The 17,936-nt window shown below is 67.9% G+C and carries 18 protein-coding genes; 2 read left to right on the forward strand and 16 right to left on the reverse strand.

Annotated features, from left to right (window positions below; translation table 11 throughout):
• Nucleotides 1-32 precede the first annotated feature (32 nt).
• The 3 genes from dnaG to dusB are packed head-to-tail and all read right to left on the reverse strand — an operon-like array spanning nucleotide 33 to nucleotide 4,439.
• Nucleotides 33-1,886 carry a DNA primase gene (dnaG, locus tag PTQ19_RS08750; RefSeq protein ID WP_274367051.1) on the reverse strand — a complete coding sequence of 618 codons (1,854 nt, stop codon included), beginning with the start codon at nucleotides 1,884-1,886 and terminating at the stop codon, nucleotides 33-35.
• Nucleotides 1,886-3,286 (reverse strand): deoxyguanosinetriphosphate triphosphohydrolase, encoded by a 1,401-nt coding sequence (locus PTQ19_RS08755; protein ID WP_274367052.1) that lies wholly within the window; start codon nucleotides 3,284-3,286, stop codon nucleotides 1,886-1,888. Before PTQ19_RS08755 ends, dnaG begins: the two co-directional genes overlap by 1 nt.
• Entirely contained in the window at nucleotides 3,276-4,439 is a 1,164-nt protein-coding gene (gene dusB, locus PTQ19_RS08760; protein ID WP_274367053.1) for a tRNA dihydrouridine synthase DusB, read from the reverse strand. The genes PTQ19_RS08755 and dusB overlap by 11 nt, the downstream gene beginning before the upstream one ends.
• Nucleotides 4,440-4,498: 59 nt before the next feature.
• On the opposite strand from dusB, the gene PTQ19_RS08765 reads away from it, so the two are divergent.
• Nucleotides 4,499-4,993 (forward strand): glutathione peroxidase, encoded by a 495-nt coding sequence (locus PTQ19_RS08765; protein WP_179410639.1) that lies wholly within the window; start codon nucleotides 4,499-4,501, stop codon nucleotides 4,991-4,993.
• Between the two features lie 11 nt (nucleotides 4,994-5,004).
• Here PTQ19_RS08765 and PTQ19_RS08770 read toward each other — a convergent pair whose 3' ends face one another.
• Nucleotides 5,005-5,682, reverse strand: coding sequence for a DsbA family oxidoreductase (locus PTQ19_RS08770; RefSeq protein ID WP_274367054.1), 678 nt, complete (start codon nucleotides 5,680-5,682; stop codon nucleotides 5,005-5,007).
• A 53-nt stretch (nucleotides 5,683-5,735) separates the two neighbouring features.
• Here PTQ19_RS08770 and PTQ19_RS08775 point away from each other — a divergent pair, with 53 nt between their 5' ends.
• The gene (locus PTQ19_RS08775; protein WP_274367055.1) at nucleotides 5,736-6,302 is read left to right on the forward strand and encodes an AAA family ATPase; all 567 of its coding nucleotides are present in this window, start codon (nucleotides 5,736-5,738) and stop codon (nucleotides 6,300-6,302) included.
• Between the two features lie 4 nt (nucleotides 6,303-6,306).
• On the opposite strand, the gene PTQ19_RS08780 is transcribed toward PTQ19_RS08775, so the two are convergent.
• The 12 genes from PTQ19_RS08780 to hrcA form a co-directional block, all read right to left on the reverse strand.
• Nucleotides 6,307-7,110 carry an isoprenyl transferase gene (locus tag PTQ19_RS08780; protein ID WP_274367056.1) on the reverse strand — a complete coding sequence of 268 codons (804 nt, stop codon included), beginning with the start codon at nucleotides 7,108-7,110 and terminating at the stop codon, nucleotides 6,307-6,309.
• The gene (recO, locus tag PTQ19_RS08785) at nucleotides 7,107-7,877 is read right to left on the reverse strand and encodes a DNA repair protein RecO (RefSeq protein WP_179410635.1); all 771 of its coding nucleotides are present in this window, start codon (nucleotides 7,875-7,877) and stop codon (nucleotides 7,107-7,109) included. Before recO ends, PTQ19_RS08780 begins: the two co-directional genes overlap by 4 nt.
• Before the next feature lie 55 nt (nucleotides 7,878-7,932).
• Nucleotides 7,933-9,693, reverse strand: coding sequence for a 2-isopropylmalate synthase (gene leuA, locus PTQ19_RS08790; RefSeq protein WP_274367057.1), 1,761 nt, complete (start codon nucleotides 9,691-9,693; stop codon nucleotides 7,933-7,935).
• A 176-nt stretch (nucleotides 9,694-9,869) separates the two neighbouring features.
• Nucleotides 9,870-10,823, reverse strand: a complete 954-nt coding sequence (locus PTQ19_RS08795) for an NADP-dependent oxidoreductase (RefSeq protein WP_274367058.1) — start codon at nucleotides 10,821-10,823, stop codon at nucleotides 9,870-9,872.
• A 5-nt stretch (nucleotides 10,824-10,828) separates the two neighbouring features.
• Nucleotides 10,829-11,725 carry a GTPase Era gene (gene era / locus PTQ19_RS08800; RefSeq protein ID WP_206549663.1) on the reverse strand — a complete coding sequence of 299 codons (897 nt, stop codon included), beginning with the start codon at nucleotides 11,723-11,725 and terminating at the stop codon, nucleotides 10,829-10,831.
• Entirely contained in the window at nucleotides 11,718-13,013 is a 1,296-nt protein-coding gene (locus PTQ19_RS08805; RefSeq protein ID WP_274367059.1) for a hemolysin family protein, read from the reverse strand. The genes era and PTQ19_RS08805 overlap by 8 nt, the downstream gene beginning before the upstream one ends.
• On the reverse strand, nucleotides 13,010-13,468 hold the full coding sequence (ybeY, locus tag PTQ19_RS08810; RefSeq protein WP_179410630.1) for an rRNA maturation RNase YbeY: 459 nt from the start codon (nucleotides 13,466-13,468) through the stop codon (nucleotides 13,010-13,012). The genes PTQ19_RS08805 and ybeY overlap by 4 nt, the downstream gene beginning before the upstream one ends.
• Nucleotides 13,465-14,490: a PhoH family protein gene (locus PTQ19_RS08815; RefSeq protein WP_224818008.1), complete on the reverse strand. Its 1,026-nt coding sequence runs from the start codon at nucleotides 14,488-14,490 to the stop codon at nucleotides 13,465-13,467. Before PTQ19_RS08815 ends, ybeY begins: the two co-directional genes overlap by 4 nt.
• Before the next feature lie 67 nt (nucleotides 14,491-14,557).
• A complete protein-coding gene (locus PTQ19_RS08820) occupies nucleotides 14,558-14,905 on the reverse strand; it encodes an HIT domain-containing protein (RefSeq protein WP_179410628.1) in 348 nt (115 codons plus the stop codon).
• A 42-nt stretch (nucleotides 14,906-14,947) separates the two neighbouring features.
• Nucleotides 14,948-15,676: a 16S rRNA (uracil(1498)-N(3))-methyltransferase gene (locus PTQ19_RS08825; RefSeq protein ID WP_224817954.1), complete on the reverse strand. Its 729-nt coding sequence runs from the start codon at nucleotides 15,674-15,676 to the stop codon at nucleotides 14,948-14,950.
• 18 nt (nucleotides 15,677-15,694) lie between these two features.
• Nucleotides 15,695-16,801: a molecular chaperone DnaJ gene (dnaJ, locus tag PTQ19_RS08830; RefSeq protein WP_206549661.1), complete on the reverse strand. Its 1,107-nt coding sequence runs from the start codon at nucleotides 16,799-16,801 to the stop codon at nucleotides 15,695-15,697.
• A gap of 58 nt (nucleotides 16,802-16,859) precedes the next feature.
• Nucleotides 16,860-17,903: a heat-inducible transcriptional repressor HrcA gene (gene hrcA, locus PTQ19_RS08835; protein ID WP_222445952.1), complete on the reverse strand. Its 1,044-nt coding sequence runs from the start codon at nucleotides 17,901-17,903 to the stop codon at nucleotides 16,860-16,862.
• Between the last annotated feature and the right edge of the window lie 33 nt (nucleotides 17,904-17,936).

Raw genomic sequence — 17,936 nt, forward strand, 5'->3', positions numbered from 1 at the left:
GTCTCCATCCTGCCCGGTTCACGCGGTCGCCGTCACGTTTCGATGAACTGCAGTCGCTCCGCGTCGACATCGCGCAGGCGCATCCGCAGCGCCCGACCACCCTCCGAGTCCGCGGGTACCCGCTGAACGGCTCCCAGGAGCTCGTGCTTCTCGCGTTCGATACTGCGCAGGATCAGCCGACGGCACATATCCGTCGCCGAGGCGAGCGCACCCGCCTCATCCCGTGCGGGGAACGGCATCATCAGGAGTTCGCCGGCCAGCGCACGATAGGGCTCGCGCACGGCATCCGCCGCTCCCGTCGCCCAGCCGACGCGCGCGCGATCTGCGACGGATGCCACCGACTGGCGCACCGCCTCCAGCGCCGGGTTTCGGAACGGCTCGGTGAGCGCCCGCGCCAGCAGGGCGGGATCGATACGGTGGCCGTACTGCAGTACGCCCATCAGCGCATCCCGTTCGAGCGCGACCTCGGCGGTGCGCGGCAAGTCGCGCAGGCGCACCGGCGCCGTCGCATCGCCGTCGGGTGCGGATGCCACCGGCTCGGACCGCACGTGCGGCGTCTCGCGGCCGCCACGTGCAGCGCGCTGCACCTGCTGGTGTACGGACGTCGGGTCCATGCCCAAACGGCGCGCCAGCACGCGCTCGTACCCCGGCCGAAGCAGCTCATCACGGATCTCGGCGACGATCGGTGCCGCGGCGCGCAGCGCACCGACCTGCCCCTCCACGGTGGCGAGGTCGTAGGCGGCGAGCTTGCGGTCGATCGCGAACTCGAACATCGGCACCTTGGCGTCCATCAGGCCGCGCACGGCGGCATCCCCGCGCTGCAAGCGCAGATCGCACGGATCCAGACCGTCGGGAGCGACCGCGACGAACGTCTGGGCCGTGAAGCGGGAGTCCTCCGAGAAGGCACGCAGCGCGGCCTTCTGACCGGCCTCGTCACCATCGAAGGTGAAGACGACCTCGCCCGCCGCCGAGTCATCACCCATCACCCGGCGCAGCACCTTGATGTGCTCGGCGCCGAACGCCGTGCCGCAGGTGGCGATCGCCGTCGTCACCCCGGCCAGGTGACAGGCCATCACGTCGGTGTATCCCTCGACGACGACCACCCGGCGCGGGTCGCCGCGCGCGATGTCGCGCTTGGCCAGATCGAGCCCGTACAACACCTGCGCCTTCTTGTAGATCGGCGTCTCGGGGGTGTTCAGGTACTTCGGCCCCTGGTCGTCGTCGTACAGCTTGCGCGCGCCGAAGCCGATGGTCTGCCCGGTGACGTCACGGATCGGCCACACCAGACGCCCACGGAATCGGTCGTAGACGCCGCGCTGGCCGGCAGAGACCAGTCCCGCCGCCGTCAGTTCATCACGGGTGAAGCCCTGCGCGCTCAGCGCCTTGAGCATGTTCTCCCAGCCGCGCGGGGCATATCCGACGCCGAAGTGCGCCGCCGCACCGGCGTCGAAGCCGCGCTCGCCCAGGAACCGCCTCGCCGTCTCCGCCTCCGGGCTCAGCAGCTGCGAGCGGAAGTACTCCCCGGCCGCCGAGTTCGCCGCATACAGACGGCTGCGTCCGCTGCTCTCGGGCGCAGCACCTCCGTCCTCATAATGCAGCGAGTACCCGATGCGTGCCGCGAGCCGCTCAACCGCCTCGGTGAAGCTGACGTGGTCCATCTCGCGCAGAAACGAGTACACGTCTCCCGAGGCGCCGCAGCCGAAGCAGTGGTAGTAGCCGACCTGGGGACGGACGTGGAAGCTGGGACTCTTCTCGTCGTGGAAGGGGCACAGTCCCTTCATGGAACCCACCCCGGCCGACTTGAGGGCGACGCGCTCGCCGACGATGTCAGCGATGTTCGTTCGCGTCTTGACCTCTTCGACGTCCGCCTGAAGAATGCGCGGCATCAGCGCGCTCCTTCAACGACCACCTGAGGCTGGGGATGCGGATGACGGTGCCCGCCCGGGCGGGCGTGGCGCGGCGTCCAGATTCCGACCTCGGCCGGATCGATCTCGCCGACCAGCCGGTTGTGCCAGTCGACGGCGGTCTGGTCGGTGAGGCTGGCGACCTGATCGACCACGACGCGGGCACGTTCGGCATCCGACGTTGCGGCGAGGAAATCCGCCTCGAAAGCGGGTTCGAGCACATCGGCTCCCGCCGACCAGAGCGCATCGGTCGACCACAGCGCATCCGCCAACCGCACGAGAACACGCCGCTGTTCCTTGTAGACGCCGCGGCGGGCGTCGAGGGTCACGATGGCCTGCCCCATGATGCCCTTGAGAACGGCGATCTCGGCTTCGACGACACGCGGTACGACCACGTGCGCACTGTAGCGCGCCAGCGTGCTTCCCGGATAGGCCTCCCGCGTTGCGGTCACCGCAGCACGAGCGAACCGGCCGATCAGGTCGCTGGTCAGGTTCTTCAGCTTCGCCAGGTCTCGGCGCGAACGATCGAAGGACTTCAACCACATCGGCTGCCGGGTCAGCCGGTACAGCGCATCGGCGAGTTCCTCGCGCGTGAAGTCGTATCCGACCCACTGCTGGATGCGACCGACCAGCGGGTGGTGCTCGACGGGATCAGAGAGCTGAGCGACGTCGACGTAGCCGTTGACGATCGCGTCCTCGAAGTCGTGCACCGAATAGGCGATGTCGTCCGAGAGGTCCATGATCTCGGCCTCAATGCACCGCATGCGCCCGGGGGCGTCCGCGCGCATCCACCGGAAGACGGCCTCGTCCTCGGGATATACACCGAACTTCAGACGTCCGCCCGGATCGGGCATCGGCTCATCCACGGTCCACGGGTACTTGCACGTCGCGTCGAGCGTCGCCCGGGTCAGGTTGAGCCCGACGGAGTGCTCACGATCATCGAGCACCTTCGCCTCGAGCCGCGTCAGAATACGCAACGACTGGGCGTTGCCCTCGAAACCGCCGATGGGCTCCGCCCATTCGTTCAGCGCGCGTTCGCCGTTGTGTCCGAAGGGCGGATGCCCGAGATCGTGGCTGAGGCAGGCCGTGTCGACCACGTCGGCCGAGACGCCCAGCGCCGCGGCCAGCTCACGGCCGACCTGCGCGACTTCCAGCGAGTGCGTCAGCCGGTTGCGGGCGAAGTCGGCGGTGCTCGCGGGGCTCAACACCTGAGTCTTGGCCGCCAGACGACGCAACGCGGCGGAGTGCAGCACCCGCGCGCGGTCGCGCGAGAAGTGATCACGCTCGGAGCGGTGCGTCTCGGCGAAGAAGCGTTCCGTATCAGCGCCCGTATACCCGCCGGCCGTGTGTCCCACCGGTACTGATGAGGAGTCAGCCGCCATCGTTCTCGGTCTCCGCTCCGCGCATCATCTCTCCGATGCCCTCGCCGATCTCCTGCGAATCGAGCCACCCCTCGGGCAGTGCCGTGCGCTTCGGCGAACCGGCGCGTCCGCGCTGCCCCTCGGCGCCGACGCCGGGGTACGGCGCGTCGCCGAGCGTACCGAGCAGATCATCGATCTCCTGCAGCGTCGACGCCTTCGCCAGCGCCGCGCGCAGCTCACCACCGACGGGGTATCCCTTGAAGTACCAGGCGACGTGCTTGCGTACGTCCTTGCACCCGCGGTCCTCGTCTTCGAAGAACTCCACGAGCAGTTCGGCGTGGCGCCGGAAGGCGGATGCCACGAACTGCAGGGTCGCATCGACCGGCGGTGCCGCCACCGCGTCCCTCGGGCCGAGCGCCGCGGCGAGTTCGCCGAACAGCCAGGGTCGCCCCAGGCATCCGCGGCCGACGACCACGCCGTCGGCGCCGGTCTGCGCCAGCATCCGCACGGCGTCATCGGCCGACCAGATGTCACCGTTGCCGAGCACGGGGATGCTGGTGACGGTCTGCTTGAGCTCACCGATGGCATTCCAGTCGGCGTGCCCGGAGTAGTACTGCGAAGCGGTGCGCGCGTGCAGCGCCACGGCGGCGGCACCGGCGTCCTCGGCCGCACGCCCCGCCTCGAGGAAGGTGAGGTGGTCGTCGTTGATGCCCTTGCGCATCTTCACCGTCAACGGCACCGAGCCGGCGGCCTTGACGGCCTGATCGACGATGTCCGAGAACAGACCGATCTTCCACGGCAACGCGGCGCCACCGCCCTTGCGGGTGACCTTGGGTACGGGGCATCCGAAGTTCAGATCGATGTGGTCGGCGTGGTCTTCGGCGACGATGATCCGCACGGCTTCGGCGATGGTGCCGGGGTCGACGCCGTAGAGCTGGATCGAACGCGGCGTCTCCGACTCATGGTGCTGGATCAGCCGCATCGTGATCGCGTTGCGTTCGACGAGTGCGCGCGAGGTGATCATCTCGCTGACGTACAGGCCGGCACCGTACTCACGGCACAGCCTACGGAACGCGGTGTTCGTGATCCCGGCCATGGGTGCCAGGACGACCGGCACGTCGAGTTCGATCGGGCCGATGCGCAGGGCGGTCGCGGGGGCAGTGGCAGCAGTCATATCCCTTCCATTGTCCCAGACCGTGCCTGTGCCGGTCCGCACAGACATAGGCTGTGGATATGAGTGATCTTCCTGTGCGCCAGATCCCGTTCGTCGATGCTTCCGGAGCGGAGCGAACCCTCGATGACGTGGGCGCCGACGTGGTGCTCGTGGTCAATGTGGCGTCGAAGTGCGGTCTGACACCGCAGTACGCGCAGCTCGAGCAGCTGCAGCGTGAGTACGCCGACCGCGGCTTCACGGTACTGGGATTCCCGTGCAACCAGTTCCTGGGTCAGGAGCCGGGATCGATGGAGCAGATCCTCGACTTCTGCTCCACCACCTACGGTGTCTCGTTCCCGGTGAACGAGAAGGTGAAGGTCAACGGCAAGAACGCCGCCGACCTCTACAAGGCGCTGAAGCAGACTCCCGACGCCGAGGGCTCCGCCGGGCGCGTGAGCTGGAACTTCGAGAAGTTCCTCGTCGCACCCGACGGCGCCGTGCAGCGGTTCCGCCCGAAGCAGAAGCCGGATTCCCCCGAGATCGTCGCGGCGATCGAGGCAGCGCTCGTCCGCTGATCAGGTCGGCGTCAGGCGACCGGCGTCTCGACGCCGCGCTTGGCCCACAGATCGCGCAGGACGTTGGCGAAGGTCTCGGCCGGCTGGGCCCCCGAGACACCGTACTGACCGTCGATCACGAAGAACGGCACGCCGTTGATGCCGTAGGCGCGTGCCTGCGCCTGGTCGGCGTGCACGTCGTCGAGGTGCGCGTTCGACTCCAGTGCGGTGCGGGTCTCGTCGGCATCGAGGCCGACCTCGACAGCGAGCGCGACGAGATCGTCGATGCGTCCGACGTGGCGCCCCTCAGTGAAGTACGCCGACATCAGGCGCTCCTCCATCTCGTGCTGGAGTCCCTTGCTCTTGGCGAAGTGCAGCACCTCGTGGGCCTTGACGGTGTTGGTGTGCTGCAGCAGATCGAAGCGGTACTGCAGGCCGGCCCGGGCCGCCACATCGGTGACGTGCGCCAGCATCTGTTCGACCTGCTCACGCGGCATGCCTTTGTGTCCGGAGAGGAAGTCGATCTCGTCGCCGTCGAAGTCGACCGGGGTATCGGGGGCCAGCTCGAACGAGTGGAAGGTGATGTTGACCTGCGGGGCGTCCTCGTCGGACGCGGTCGCCGCGATGCCCGCTTCAAGATTGCGCTTGCCGATGTAGCACCAGGGGCAGGCGATGTCGGACCAGATGTCGATAGAGATGGGTTCGCTCACGTTCTCATCCAACCGCATGCATGCCGCGCGTATTCCTCGTCTAGCATCTACAGGTGCTCACCTGCGATGACGCCCTCCCCTTCCGCCCATCGCGGGTGCTCGTCTGCGGCGTCTCGGGTGCGGGCAAGACGACGCTCGTCACGCGCGTGAGCCGGTTGCTGGATCTTCCCCGGTACGAACTCGACGCCCTGCATCACGGCCCCGAGTGGACGCCGCGGCCCGAGTTCCTCGACGATGTCCGCGCCTTCGCAGCCTCCGAGCGGTGGGTGTCTGAGTGGCAGTACACATCGAAGGGCGTCAGTGAGATCCTGCCTCCCCGCGCCGACCTGTGCGTGTGGCTGGACTATCCGGATCGCCTGGTGCGCGCACGCCTGTGGCGCCGGACGCTCGCCCGCAGCATCCTGCGCCGCGAGCTGTGGAACGGCAATCGCGAGCCGAGCATCTGGCGGCTGGCCACGACGACCGCACCCGAAGAGAACGTGCTGCGGTGGCAGACGAAGACCCGTGATGTGTGGCGGGAGCGGATGCCGGGGCATGAGGCGCGCTTTCCGCATCTGACGTTCGTGCGTCTCGGGCATCCGACAGAGACAGAGCGCTGGCTGGGGCGCCTCGGCCGATGAGGCCTCAGGCGGTGGCGTCGGGGGTGTCGATCGCACCCCCGAAGCGGCGGTCGCGCGACAGGTAGACGCCGATCGCACGCCACAGCTCTTCGCGCGAGAAGTCGGGCCAGAGCGTGTCGAGGAACACCATCTCGGCGTATGCCGACTGCCACAGCAGGAAGTTCGAGGTGCGTTGCTCGCCCGAGCTACGCAGGAACAGGTCGACGTCGGGCATCTCGGGCACGTAGAGGTGTTTGCGCAGCTGCTTCTCGGTGACCGCGCTGGGCTTGAGGCGCCCGGCTTTGACGTCCTCGGCCATCGCGCGCATGGCGTCGATGAGTTCGACGCGCCCGCCGTAGTTGACGCACATCGTGAGTGTGAGCACGTCATTGTCGCGAGTGAGCTGCTCGGCGAACTGAAGCTCTTTGATCACCGACCCCCACAGCCGCGGCTTGCGACCGGCCCAGCGCACCCGCACACCCCATTCGTTGAGCTGGTCACGCCTCCGGTGCAGTACGTCGCGGTTGTACCCCATCAGGAACCGCACCTCTTCGGGCGAACGCGCCCAGTTCTCGGTCGAGAACGCGTACACCGACAGATGCTTCACACCGGCCTGGATGGCACCGGCGACCACGTCGAGCAGCACTTCCTCTCCCGCCTTGTGCCCCTCGATGCGGTTGAGGCCCCGGCGGTTGGCCCATCGGCCGTTGCCGTCCATGACGACGGCGACATGGTTCGGCACGGCGGGGAACGCGGGCGGCTGCGCTCCCGTCCAGTCGAGCGGGCGGAACGGCACGGCGTCCTTATGGGTGTACGGCTTGGGACTCACCGGGCTCCTTGCGGGGTCGAGAGGGGACGGGAGACCGCGTGGGGCGGCCGGGTCACGTGTTCGAGCGAGCGGATGCCACGTTCGAGGTGCCATTGGGCATACGCGGCGACGGTGCCGGATGCCGCAGCGAGATCGGTGTGCGCGGCCGCGTCGACCAGCGTCCAGTCCCCGCCCATCAGCGCGCGCAACAGGGCGAGAGCCGTGCCCGGGATCTGCGGACTGCCGGCCGGGGCGCATGCCGCGCACACCGATCCGCCCAGTTGTGCGCCGAAGAACGCATGCGGACCAGGTGCAGCGCAGCGGGCGCAGTGGTCGAGTGCGGGCGCCCAGCCCGACAGCGCCATGACCCGCAGCAGATAGGAATCGAGGATGCTGCGCGCCACGTGCTCTCCCCGCGAAAGCGAGCGGAGGCCGCCGACGAGCAGCAGGTACTGCTCGGTCGTCGCCTCGGCCTCGTTCAACCGGTCGGCGGCCTCGACCATTGCGCTGGCCGCCGTGAACCGCTCGTAGTCGACGGCGATATCGGCACCGTACGCACCGAGCGATTCGGCCTGCTGCACGATATCGAGCGTGCGCCCCTGGTACAGCTGCACATCGGCGACCATGAACGGCTCCAGGCGGGAGCCGAACTTCGACGACGTGCGCCGCACCCCCTTGGCGACCGCGCGGATCTTGCCGTGACGTCGGGAGAGCATCGTGACGATGCGGTCCGCCTCACCCAGCTTGTGGGTGCGCAGGATCACCGCTTCGTCTCGATAGGTGGGCACCTCTCGATTATCCCCCGCTCCCCCGACATCAGGCGTCAGCGTCCTCGGGGCCGCGTCAGACCGCTGCGAGCTCCGGTGCCGTCTCGCGGCTACGAATGGAACGGTTCACGCACGAGACGATCGCCTTCAGGCTCGCCGTCGAGATGTCGCCGTCGATGCCGACGCCCCACAGCCGCTGGTCGCCGACCTGCAGTTCGACGTAGGCCGCCGCCTGAGCGTCGCCCCCGCTGGACATCGTGTGCTCGACGTAGTCGTACAGCGAGATCTCGAAGCCGCGCTCGCGCAGCACCTCGATGAACGCCGCGATCGGGCCATTGCCAGTGCCGGCGGTCGCGACCGACTCGTCGCCATCACGCAGCACCACGTCCAGCGACACATCGCCGGTCATATCGCTGCGGGTCTGGGTGCCGAGCAGTTCGAACCGGCCCCACTTGGCTTCGGCGTCGTCGGCCGGCAGGTACTCGTCGTGGAAGATCGACCAGATCTGCTCGCTGGTGACCTCGCCACCCTCGGCGTCGGTCTTGGCCTGCACGACCCCCGAGAACTCGATCTGCAGTTTGCGGGGCAGATCCAGTGCGTGGTCGGCCTTCAGCAGGTACGCGACGCCCCCCTTGCCGGACTGCGAGTTGACCCGGATGACGGCTTCGTACGAACGTCCCAGGTCCTTCGGGTCGATCGGCAGGTACGGCACGGCCCACTCGATGTCGTCGACCGTGACACCCGAAGCCGCGGCCTTCGCGGCCATCGCCTCGAAGCCCTTCTTGATGGCATCCTGATGCGAGCCGCTGAACGCGGTGAACACCAGGTCGCCCGCCCACGGGCTGCGCTCGGGTACCGGCAGCTGGTTGCAGTATTCGACGGTGCGCTTGACGTTGTCGATGTCGCTGAAGTCGATCTGCGGGTCGACACCCTGCGTGAACATGTTGATGCCCAGCGCGACGAGATCGACGTTTCCGGTGCGCTCACCGTTGCCGAACAGGCAGCCCTCGATCCGATCTGCACCGGCGAGGTAACCCAGTTCGGCGGCCGCGACCGCGGTGCCTCGGTCGTTGTGCGGGTGCAGTGACAGAATCACGTTCTCTCGGTGTGCCAGGTGGCGGTGCATCCACTCGATCGAGTCGGCATAGACATTCGGTGTCGCCATCTCGACCGTGGCCGGCAGGTTGATGATCACCTTGCGGTCGGGCGTGGGCTCCAGGATCTCGAGTACTTCGTTGCACACCTCGACGGCGTACTCCAGTTCGGTGCCGGTGTAGCTCTCGGGCGAGTACTCGTAGTAGACCTCGGTGCCGGGGATCGTCTTCTCGTACTGACGGCACAGGCGGGCGCCCTCCAGCGCGATCTGCTTGACGCCCTCACGGTCGGACCGGAAGACGACCTCGCGCTGCAGCACGCTCGTGGAGTTGTAGAAGTGCACGATGGCCTGCTTGGCGCCCGCGATCGACTCGTAGGTGCGCGCGATCAGGTGCTCGCGCGCCTGGGTCAGCACCTGGATGGTCACGTCGTCCGGGATCAGCCCCTCTTCGATCAGCTGGCGCACGAAGTCGAAGTCGGTCTGGCTCGCCGAGGGAAAACCGACCTCGATCTCTTTGTAGCCCATGCTGACCAGCAGCTCGAACATCACCCGCTTGCGTTCGGGCGACATGGGGTCGATCAGCGCCTGGTTTCCGTCGCGCAGATCGACGGCGCACCAGCGGGGCGCTTCGGTGATCCGCTTGCCGGGCCAGGTGCGGTCCGGCAGGTCGAAGACGATCTGCTCGTGATACGGCCGGTACTTGTGGACCGGCATCGACGAGGGCTTCTGGGTGTTCTTCATGGTGAGGCTTCTTCTTCGTCAGGAGTTGTGTGTCAGGCCAACACGAACGCCGCGACGAGAAGGCCTGTCAGATCAGGACTCGCCGCGGCAGCTAAGAAGAAGCAGACCGCCCAAGAGCATGCGTCGATCGTAGCATCCGACTTCGCATTCTGCTCACCACGGAGGTGTCCTCGCGATCACGGAATCAGCGCGAGCTTTCCCTCGACACTCCCCGCCGCGAGCATGCGGTGCGCCTCTGGCGCCTGTTCCAGCGGCAACTCCGCCCCCACCGGTACCGTCAGTCGGCGGCTCTCTGCCAGTGTGACGAGGGGTGCCCGCGCCTCGTCCCGGAAACGCGCACTCTCGGGCATCGACCCCGCGATCGCGCGGAAACCCTGCTCTGACGCCGCGCGGGGCGCCGCGATCGTGACGACGCGGCCGGGATCGGCGACCAACGCCGAGGACGTCGCGATCGCCTCATCCGTTCCCGCCGCATCGAGCGCGGCGTCGATCCGGGCGATGCCCTCGGATGCCAGATACGCGGCGATCCGGTTGGTGAGCCCCGCTCCGTACTCGATGGCGATCCCGCCGAACCGTCGCACGGTCTCGAGGCGGGCGCTGCGCGCCGTGCCGATGACGCGGATGCCACGCAACGCCGCCTGCTGCAGCACGCTGACACCGACGGCGCCGGAGGCACCGTGCAGGAGCACCGTCTCCCCCGTTCGAGCGCCGACCGTGTGCAGCATCTCTGCAGCCGTGGTCCCGGCCAGCAGCAGGTTCGCGGCTTGTGCGTGGCTGAGCGGCGCCGGTTTTTGCAGCACTTTCTCGGCAGGCACCGTGAGCTCGGTGGCGTAGCCACCACGCACACGGAACGCGATCACCTCGTCGCCGACGGTCACCGGTCCCGTCACGATTCGCGTGTCCGGCCCGACGGCGATGACCGTCCCGGAGACCTCGTACCCGATGACGACGGGCAGCTCCGTACCCGGCCGCGCACGCGCGACGTGCTTCGCATCCGCCGGGTTCACGCCGGCCGCGCGCACCCGGATCGTCACCTCACCCGCCCTCGGCGCCGACACTGTGAACGGTGCGAACCGCCAGTGCTCCGGCGGTCCCCAATCCGTCGCGAGCCAGCGGTGCGCGATCGACATCGGGCTCAGAAGCCGAGGCGCCCGAGCTGCTTGGGGTCGCGCTGCCATTCCTTCGCGACCTTGACGTGCAGCTTCAGGAACACCCGCGTGCCGAGCAGCTCCTCGATGCCTGCGCGTGCTGTCGCGCCCACGGATCGCAGGCGGGAACCCTTGTGCCCGATGATGATCGCCTTCTGGCTGTCGCGCTCGACGATGATCGACGCATACACGTCGGTGAGATCGGAGTCCTCACGCGGCTCGACGTCGTCGATCACGACGGCGATCGAGTGGGGCAGCTCGTCGCGCACGCCCTCCAGCGCGGCCTCACGGATCATCTCAGCGATGCGGTCGTCGGTCGACTCGTCCGTGACCACACCCTCGTCGTACAGCCGCGGACCCACCGGCATCAGCTGCAGCATCTCGTCGGCGAGCACATCGAGCTGCTCGCGGGTGAGCGCCGACAGCGGGATGACCGCGGCCCAGTCCTCGCGCAGCGAGTCGACCTCCATCAGGCGTTCGACGATGTCGTCCTTATCGGCGGCGTCGGTCTTCGTGACGATCGCGACCTTCTTGGCCCGCGGGTAGCCGTCCAGCGACGCGGCGATGCGACGATCGCCGGGGCCCACCTTCTCGGTCGCCGGCACGCAGAAGCCGATCACATCGACGTCGCCGAGCACCTGCTCGACGAGGTCGTTCAGCCGCTCACCGAGCAGCGTGCGCGGCTTGTGGATGCCCGGCGTATCGACGATCACCAGCTGTCCGTCGGGACGGTTGACGATGCCGCGGATCGCCCGACGAGTCGTCTGCGGCTTCTCGCTGGTGATAGCGATCTTCTCACCGACCAGCGCGTTGGTGAGCGTGGACTTACCGACGTTCGGCCGGCCCACGAACGTCACGAATCCACTGCGTGTCTGCTCAGTCATGCTGTTCTCCTCCATCGCGCACATCGATCGGCATCGTGTACGGCGCCCGCTCCACGAACACCGTGGCGATGCCACGGCCGCGGCCGCGCGAAGCGCCGCCGGTCAGCACCAGGCCCTTCACGGTCGCCGTGGCACCCGGCTGCGGCACCTGACCAAGCGCCTTGCCCAGCAGCCCGCCGACCGAGTCGACGTCTTCATCGTCGAGCTCCAACCCAAAGAGGTCGCCGACATCTTCGAGCGGCAACCGCGAGTTCACCCGGAATCGCTCGTCGCCGAGGTCGACGAAGTCGGCGGGCCCGCGGTCGTACTCGTCGGCAATCTCACCGACGAGCTCCTCGATCAGGTCCTCAAGCGTGACGAGCCCCGACACACCGCCGTGCTCGTCGATGACCATGCACACGTGCACGGCGTCGCGCTTCATCTGCTGCAGCAGACTCTCGGCACGCATCGATTCGGGAACGAAGACGGCGGGTCGGGCGATCGGCCGCACGGGTCTGGTGCGCCAGGCGCTCTCATCGCGGTACGCGAACTGCACGAGGTCCTTCAGATACAGCACCCCGACGACGTCATCGGCATCGCCATCGACGACAGGCATGCGCGAGACCCCCGTGCGCAGGAACAGCGCCATGGCCTCGGTCGCCGTGGTTGCCGCATCGACCGTCATCATCTCGGTGCGCGGAACCATCACAGCGCGCACCACCTGATCGGTGAACTCGAACACCGAGTGGATCAGGTCGCGATCGTCCTGCTCGATCAGATCATGCGAGGCGGCCTCGTCGACCATGCTCAGCAGCTGCTCCTCCGACGCGAACGACGTGCGTCCCGCTCCCGGGGTGACGCGCTGTCCGGCCCGGACGAGGGTCTGCGCGAGTGGCCCCAGCAGAATGCGCATGCCACGCACGACCGGCGCCCACGTCCGCAGCATCGACGCCGCGTGCAGTCGGCCGAACGAGCGCGGGCTCGCGCCGACCAGCACGAACGTGATCCCCGTCATCAGAACCGCCGCGGCGAGCATCGCCCACCAGATACTGGGCAGCAGCGCATCCAGCGCGACGGTGACGAACACGGCGGCGGTGGTCTCGGCAAGCACACGCATGAACGCCACGGCATTGACGTGCGGGGCGGGGTCCTCAGCGATGCGCGACAACGCTGACGCGTTGCGCCCCTCTGAGGCCAGCGACTCGAGGTCCGAGGTAGAGCTCACCGAGAACGCGGCGTCGACCGCGGCCATGAGACCGCCGAAGGCGACCAGCAGAACTGCGGCCGCCAGCAGAATGGCAGGGGTCATCGTCGTCGTTCGACCTGAGCGAATCCTTCGATCAGCGACCGCTGCAGCCCGAACATCTCACGCTCCTCTTCGGGTTCGGCATGGTCGAATCCCAGCAGGTGCAACAGCCCGTGAGTGGTCAGCAGGATCAGCTCGTCCTGCAGCGTATGGCCGGCCGTCTGCGCCTGCGACTCCGCGACCTGCGGGCACAGCACGATGTCACCGAGCAGTCCCGGCGCAGTCGGGTTGTCGGGAGTACCGGGGCGCAACTCGTCCATCGGAAAGCTGAGCACGTCCGTGGGGCCGGGCTCATCCATCCACTGCACATGCAGGGACTCCATCGCGCCCTCATCGACCAGCACGATTGCCACCTCGGCGTCCGGACTGACGTTCAGCTGCGCGAGGTTGAAGTCGGTGAGGCGCTGCAGCACCGTCTCGTCGACGTCGATCGCCGACTCGTTGTTGATCTCGATCATGACAGGCCTCGCTTCGGCATCCGGTCTCTGGGGTTCTGGCGCGCGCCGCCGCGGCGGTCGGCGCGGTTGGCGAACTGGTGCGCCTGCTCGCGCTCGTGACGCTCGGCGACGCGTTTCTCGTCGTACTCGCTGTAGGCGTCGACAATACGTCCGACCAGCGAGTGCCGAACAACATCGTCACTGGTCAGGCGCGAGAAGTGAATGTCATCGATGTCGCTGAGCACACGGGTCACCAGCCGTAGACCGGACGATCCCGTCGGAAGGTCGATCTGAGTGATGTCTCCGGTGACGACCATCTTCGTGCCGAACCCGAGGCGGGTCAGGAACATCTTCATCTGCTCGGGCGTCGTGTTCTGCGCCTCATCGAGCACGACGAACGAGTCGTTCAGCGTGCGCCCGCGCATGTAGGCGAGCGGCGCGACCTCGATGGTACCGGTGGCCATCAGCCGGGGCACCACCTCGGGGTCCATCATCTCGTTGAGCGCGTCGTACAGCGGGCGCAGGTACGGGTCGATCTTGTCGTTGAGCGAGCCCGGCAGAAACCCCAAACGCTCCCCTGCCTCGACCGCGGGCCGGGTGAGGATGATCCGCTGCACCTCTTTGCGCTGCAGCGCCTGCACGGCCTTCGCCATCGCGAGGTAGGTCTTGCCGGTTCCGGCGGGACCGATGCCGAACACGATCGTGTTCTCTTCGATCGCGTCGACGTACTCTTTCTGCCCCAGCGTCTTCGGACGGATGACGCGACCACGCGTCGACAGGATCGCCTCGCCGAGCACCTCGCTCGGGCGGGGACCGTCAGAACGCTGCAGCAGGCGAGCAGACTGCTCGACGTCGCTGGGCGCGAGCTGATGGCCTGAGCGGGTCATCTCGATCAGCTCGTCCACGAGCCGACGCGCCGACGCGACGTCATCGCGAGCACCACCGAGCACGATCTCATTGCCGCGCACCATCACCTGCACCCGAGGATGCTGCTTCTCGAGCATCCGCAGCAGGCGGTCCTGCGGGCCGAGCAACTGCACCATCGCCACGCCGTCGACGAAGACGCGATCGGTGTACTCGGGCTGAGCGGGGAACTGGGGTGTCGGTTCGTCAGAAGCCAACGAGCTTGCCCTCCTCGATGTTGCCGAGCACATGCGCGTGGACGTGGAAAACGGTCTGTCCGGCCGTGGCACCGTTGTTGAAGATCAGTCGGTACTCGCCGCCCGCGTGCTCCGCGGCGATCTGCTTGGCCAGGGCCACCATCTCTGCGAGCAGTCCGGGGTCACCGGCGGCGAGCTCGGTGACGTCGCGGTACTGCTCGGTCACCGGAATGACCAGCACGTGCAATGGCGCCTGCGGGTTGATGTCGCGGATCGCGAACACCCGTTCCGTGCGGGCGACGAACTCGCCGGGGATCTCCCCGTTCAGGATGCGCGTGAAGATCGAGGGTTCACTCATATCAGTCAGTCTAGTTTGGCTGCTCGGGCGACGGACACCGGCTCACCAGCGACCGAGCACCCCTGAGAGCACGGCGATCGCCGCCGGTCCTGCCGTCGAGGTGCGCAGCACCGTGTCGCCCAGCCGCACGCGCTCGGCGCCGGCATCCGTGAACCGCGCGAGTTCCTCGGGGCTGATGCCACCCTCCGGCCCGACCACGAGCATGATGTCGCGACCGTCATCGCGGATGCCGGTGAGCGGGACGTCCGCCGTGGGGTCGAGCACCAGCATCCGATGTTCAGCGGCGCGCGCGACCAGCTGCGCGGTGCTGCTCAGCTCGGCGACCTCGGGGACCCACGCGCGATGCGCCTGCTTGGCGGCCTCGCGCACGATCGTCGCCCAGCGCTCCCGCCCCTTCGCGATCTTCGCCCCTTCCCAACGCGAGACGCTGCGCGCCGCCTGCCACGGCACGATCTCGTCGACGCCGAGCTCGCATGCCGTCTGCACGGCGAGTTCGTCACGGTCGCCCTTGGCCAGCGCCTGGGCGAGGATGATCCGCGACGCGGGTCGCTCACTGGTGATGCGCGACGCGATGCGCACGGTGACCTCGGCGGCCGAGACATCCTCGACGGAGCCCTCCAGCCAGACGCCCGTGCCGTCGCCGATGGTGATGTGCTCTCCCACCCGCACGCGGCGCACGGCCGAGGCGTGCTTCGCCTCGGCACCGGTGAGGGTGATCAGATCGCCCTCACCGGCCTCGGAGCACGAGGGGACGATGAAGTGCAGCGCCATGTCGGTCCGTTTCTGAGATCAGTGCGAGCGGAAGCGGTCGCGCAGCTTCGAGAACAGCCCCTGCTGGAACTGTGCGAGCTTGGGAGCCGGCGCCTTCGTCTTCTTGGCGAACTCCTCGATGAGGCGTCGCTGCGCGCTGTCGAGTCGGGTCGGGGTGACCACCTGCACGCCGACGCGCAGGTCACCGCGCTGGGTTCCGCGCAGGGGTGTGATGCCGCGCCCGCTGATCGTGAGCACGTCACCGGACTGCACCCCGGCGCGCACTTCGAGGTCGACGGTGCCATCGAGACTGTCGATCGTCGTGGTGGTGCCGAGGATGGCATCCGTCACCGAGACCTCAAGCGTGGCGAGCAGGTCGTCGCCTTCCCGGCTGAAGACCGGGTGCGGGGCGACCGAGATCTCGACGTACAGGTCGCCGTTCGGACCACCCGCGCGGCCGACCTCACCCGATCCGGGCAGCTGCAGGCGCAGGCCGGTCTCGACCCCGGCGGGGATGTCGAGCGCGACCGTGCGGCGCGAACGCACCCGTCCCTGACCGGCGCACGAGCCGCAGGGGTAGGGAATGGTCGTGCCGAAGCCCTCGCAGCTGCCGCACGGCTGAGTGGTGACGACGTTGCCGAGCAGGCTGCGCACCTGACGCTGAACATGACCGGTACCGCCGCACACGTCACACGTGACCGGCGATGTCCCCGGCTGGCAGCACGCACCCTCGCAGGTCTCGCACAGCACGGCCGTGTCGACCTCGATATCGCGGTGCACTCCGAAGACGACGTCGCCCAGGTCGAGGTCGACCCGCACCAGGGCGTCCTGCCCGCGCTCGCGACGCGAGCGGGGCCGTGCCCCGCGTCCACCGCCGGCACCACCGAAGAACGTCTCGAAGATGTCGCCGAAACCGCCGAACCCTCCGAAGCCGCCGTTCGCGTCTCCGCCCATGTCGTAGCGTCGCCGGGAGTCCTCGTCACTGAGCACGTCGTACGCGTGCGTGACGAGCTTGAACCGCTCGGCGGCCTCATCTCCCGGGTTCACATCCGGATGCAGCTGGCGCGCCAGCTTGCGGTAAGCCTTCTTGATCTCATCCTGCGAAGCGTCCTTCGACACCCCGAGAACCTCATAGTGGTCCGCCACGATCACCTTTCTGCGCGTGCGTGTGCGTCTGTCTGTGTGTTCTGTACGACCACCCGCGTCAACGGGCGGCCTCGTCGTCTTCGAGCAACCGCGACAGGTAGCGGGCGACCGCCCGCGCCGCCGCGAGATTGCTCGAATAGTCCATGCGGGTAGGGCCCATCACGCCGACGCGCGCGGTGCCGCCCGGCGCGTCATAGTTGCTCGCGACGATCGATGCCTCGCCGAGCCCGAAGGGCGCGTTCTCGGTACCGATGCTGGTCGCCAGGCCGTGCTCGTCGGTGACCATCTCACTCATCAACCGCAACAGGGTCACCTGTTCTTCGATCGCCTCGAGTAGAGGGTGGATGCTACCGCGGAAGTCCTGCTCGCGCCGGGCGAGGGTCGCCGCCCCCGCCATCACCAGTCGTTCCTGCCGGAACTCGGCCAGTTCTTCCGAGATCACGGCCGCCAGCGCGCTGAGCGCAGGATGCAGCCGACGGGCGTGTTCGGCCGGGGCGGGCTCGCCGAGCGAACGAACTCGCTCGGTGGCCTCGCTGACCGCACGACCGGCGATGAGGGCGAGCAGCTGCGCCCGCAGGAGCCCCACATCGTTCTCATCGAGATCGATCGGTACCTGCGCGATGCGCTGCGACACTCCGCCGGCATCGGTGACGAGCACCACCAGAAGCCGGTTCGGTGCGAGGGCGACCAACTCGACGTGCGTGATGCTCGCCCGCGCGAAGGACGGGTACTGCGCGAGTGCCACCTGGCCGGTGAGGCGCGTGAGCACACGCACCGTGCGGGCCATCATGTCGTCGAGGTCACCGGGAGCGCCGAGGAAGGACTCGATGGCGCTGCGTTGTCCCGCCGAGAGGGGACGCAACTGCGCCAAGTGGTTGACGAAGACGCGGTACCCCTTATCGGTCGGCACTCGACCCGAGGACGTGTGCGGCGCGACAATCAAGTCTTCGTCTTCGAGCAGCGCCATGTCGTTGCGGATGGTCGCCGCGGACACACCGAAGGCGTGCCGCTCGACGATCGACTTGCTACCGACCGGCTCGTGGGTCTCGACGTAGTCCTGCACGATCGCGCGGAGGACTTCGAGTCCTCTTTCTGTGACCATCGCCCCTCCCACTGGCACTCGAACCTACCGAGT

Origin of the sequence: Microbacterium esteraromaticum (genome assembly GCF_028747645.1) — a bacterium.
Lineage (GTDB): Bacteria > Actinomycetota > Actinomycetes > Actinomycetales > Microbacteriaceae > Microbacterium > Microbacterium esteraromaticum_C.

Bases quoted from the DNA above. Each gene is read 5' to 3' on its own strand.
- dnaG (WP_274367051.1), bottom strand. From the start codon at position 1,886: ATGCCGCGCATTCTTCAGGCGGACGTCGAAGAGGTCAAGACGCGAACG.
- PTQ19_RS08755 (WP_274367052.1), bottom strand. From the start codon at position 3,286: ATGGCGGCTGACTCCTCATCAGTACCGGTGGGACACACGGCCGGCGGG.
- dusB (WP_274367053.1), bottom strand. From the start codon at position 4,439: ATGACTGCTGCCACTGCCCCCGCGACCGCCCTGCGCATCGGCCCGATC.
- PTQ19_RS08765 (WP_179410639.1), top strand. From the start codon at position 4,499: ATGAGTGATCTTCCTGTGCGCCAGATCCCGTTCGTCGATGCTTCCGGA.
- leuA (WP_274367057.1), bottom strand. From the start codon at position 9,693: ATGAAGAACACCCAGAAGCCCTCGTCGATGCCGGTCCACAAGTACCGG.
- PTQ19_RS08795 (WP_274367058.1), bottom strand. From the start codon at position 10,823: ATGTCGATCGCGCACCGCTGGCTCGCGACGGATTGGGGACCGCCGGAG.
- era (WP_206549663.1), bottom strand. From the start codon at position 11,725: ATGACTGAGCAGACACGCAGTGGATTCGTGACGTTCGTGGGCCGGCCG.
- PTQ19_RS08805 (WP_274367059.1), bottom strand. From the start codon at position 13,013: ATGACCCCTGCCATTCTGCTGGCGGCCGCAGTTCTGCTGGTCGCCTTC.
- ybeY (WP_179410630.1), bottom strand. From the start codon at position 13,468: ATGATCGAGATCAACAACGAGTCGGCGATCGACGTCGACGAGACGGTG.
- PTQ19_RS08815 (WP_224818008.1), bottom strand. From the start codon at position 14,490: ATGGTGCAGTTGCTCGGCCCGCAGGACCGCCTGCTGCGGATGCTCGAG.
- PTQ19_RS08820 (WP_179410628.1), bottom strand. From the start codon at position 14,905: ATGAGTGAACCCTCGATCTTCACGCGCATCCTGAACGGGGAGATCCCC.
- PTQ19_RS08825 (WP_224817954.1), bottom strand. From the start codon at position 15,676: ATGGCGCTGCACTTCATCGTCCCCTCGTGCTCCGAGGCCGGTGAGGGC.
- hrcA (WP_222445952.1), bottom strand. From the start codon at position 17,903: ATGGTCACAGAAAGAGGACTCGAAGTCCTCCGCGCGATCGTGCAGGAC.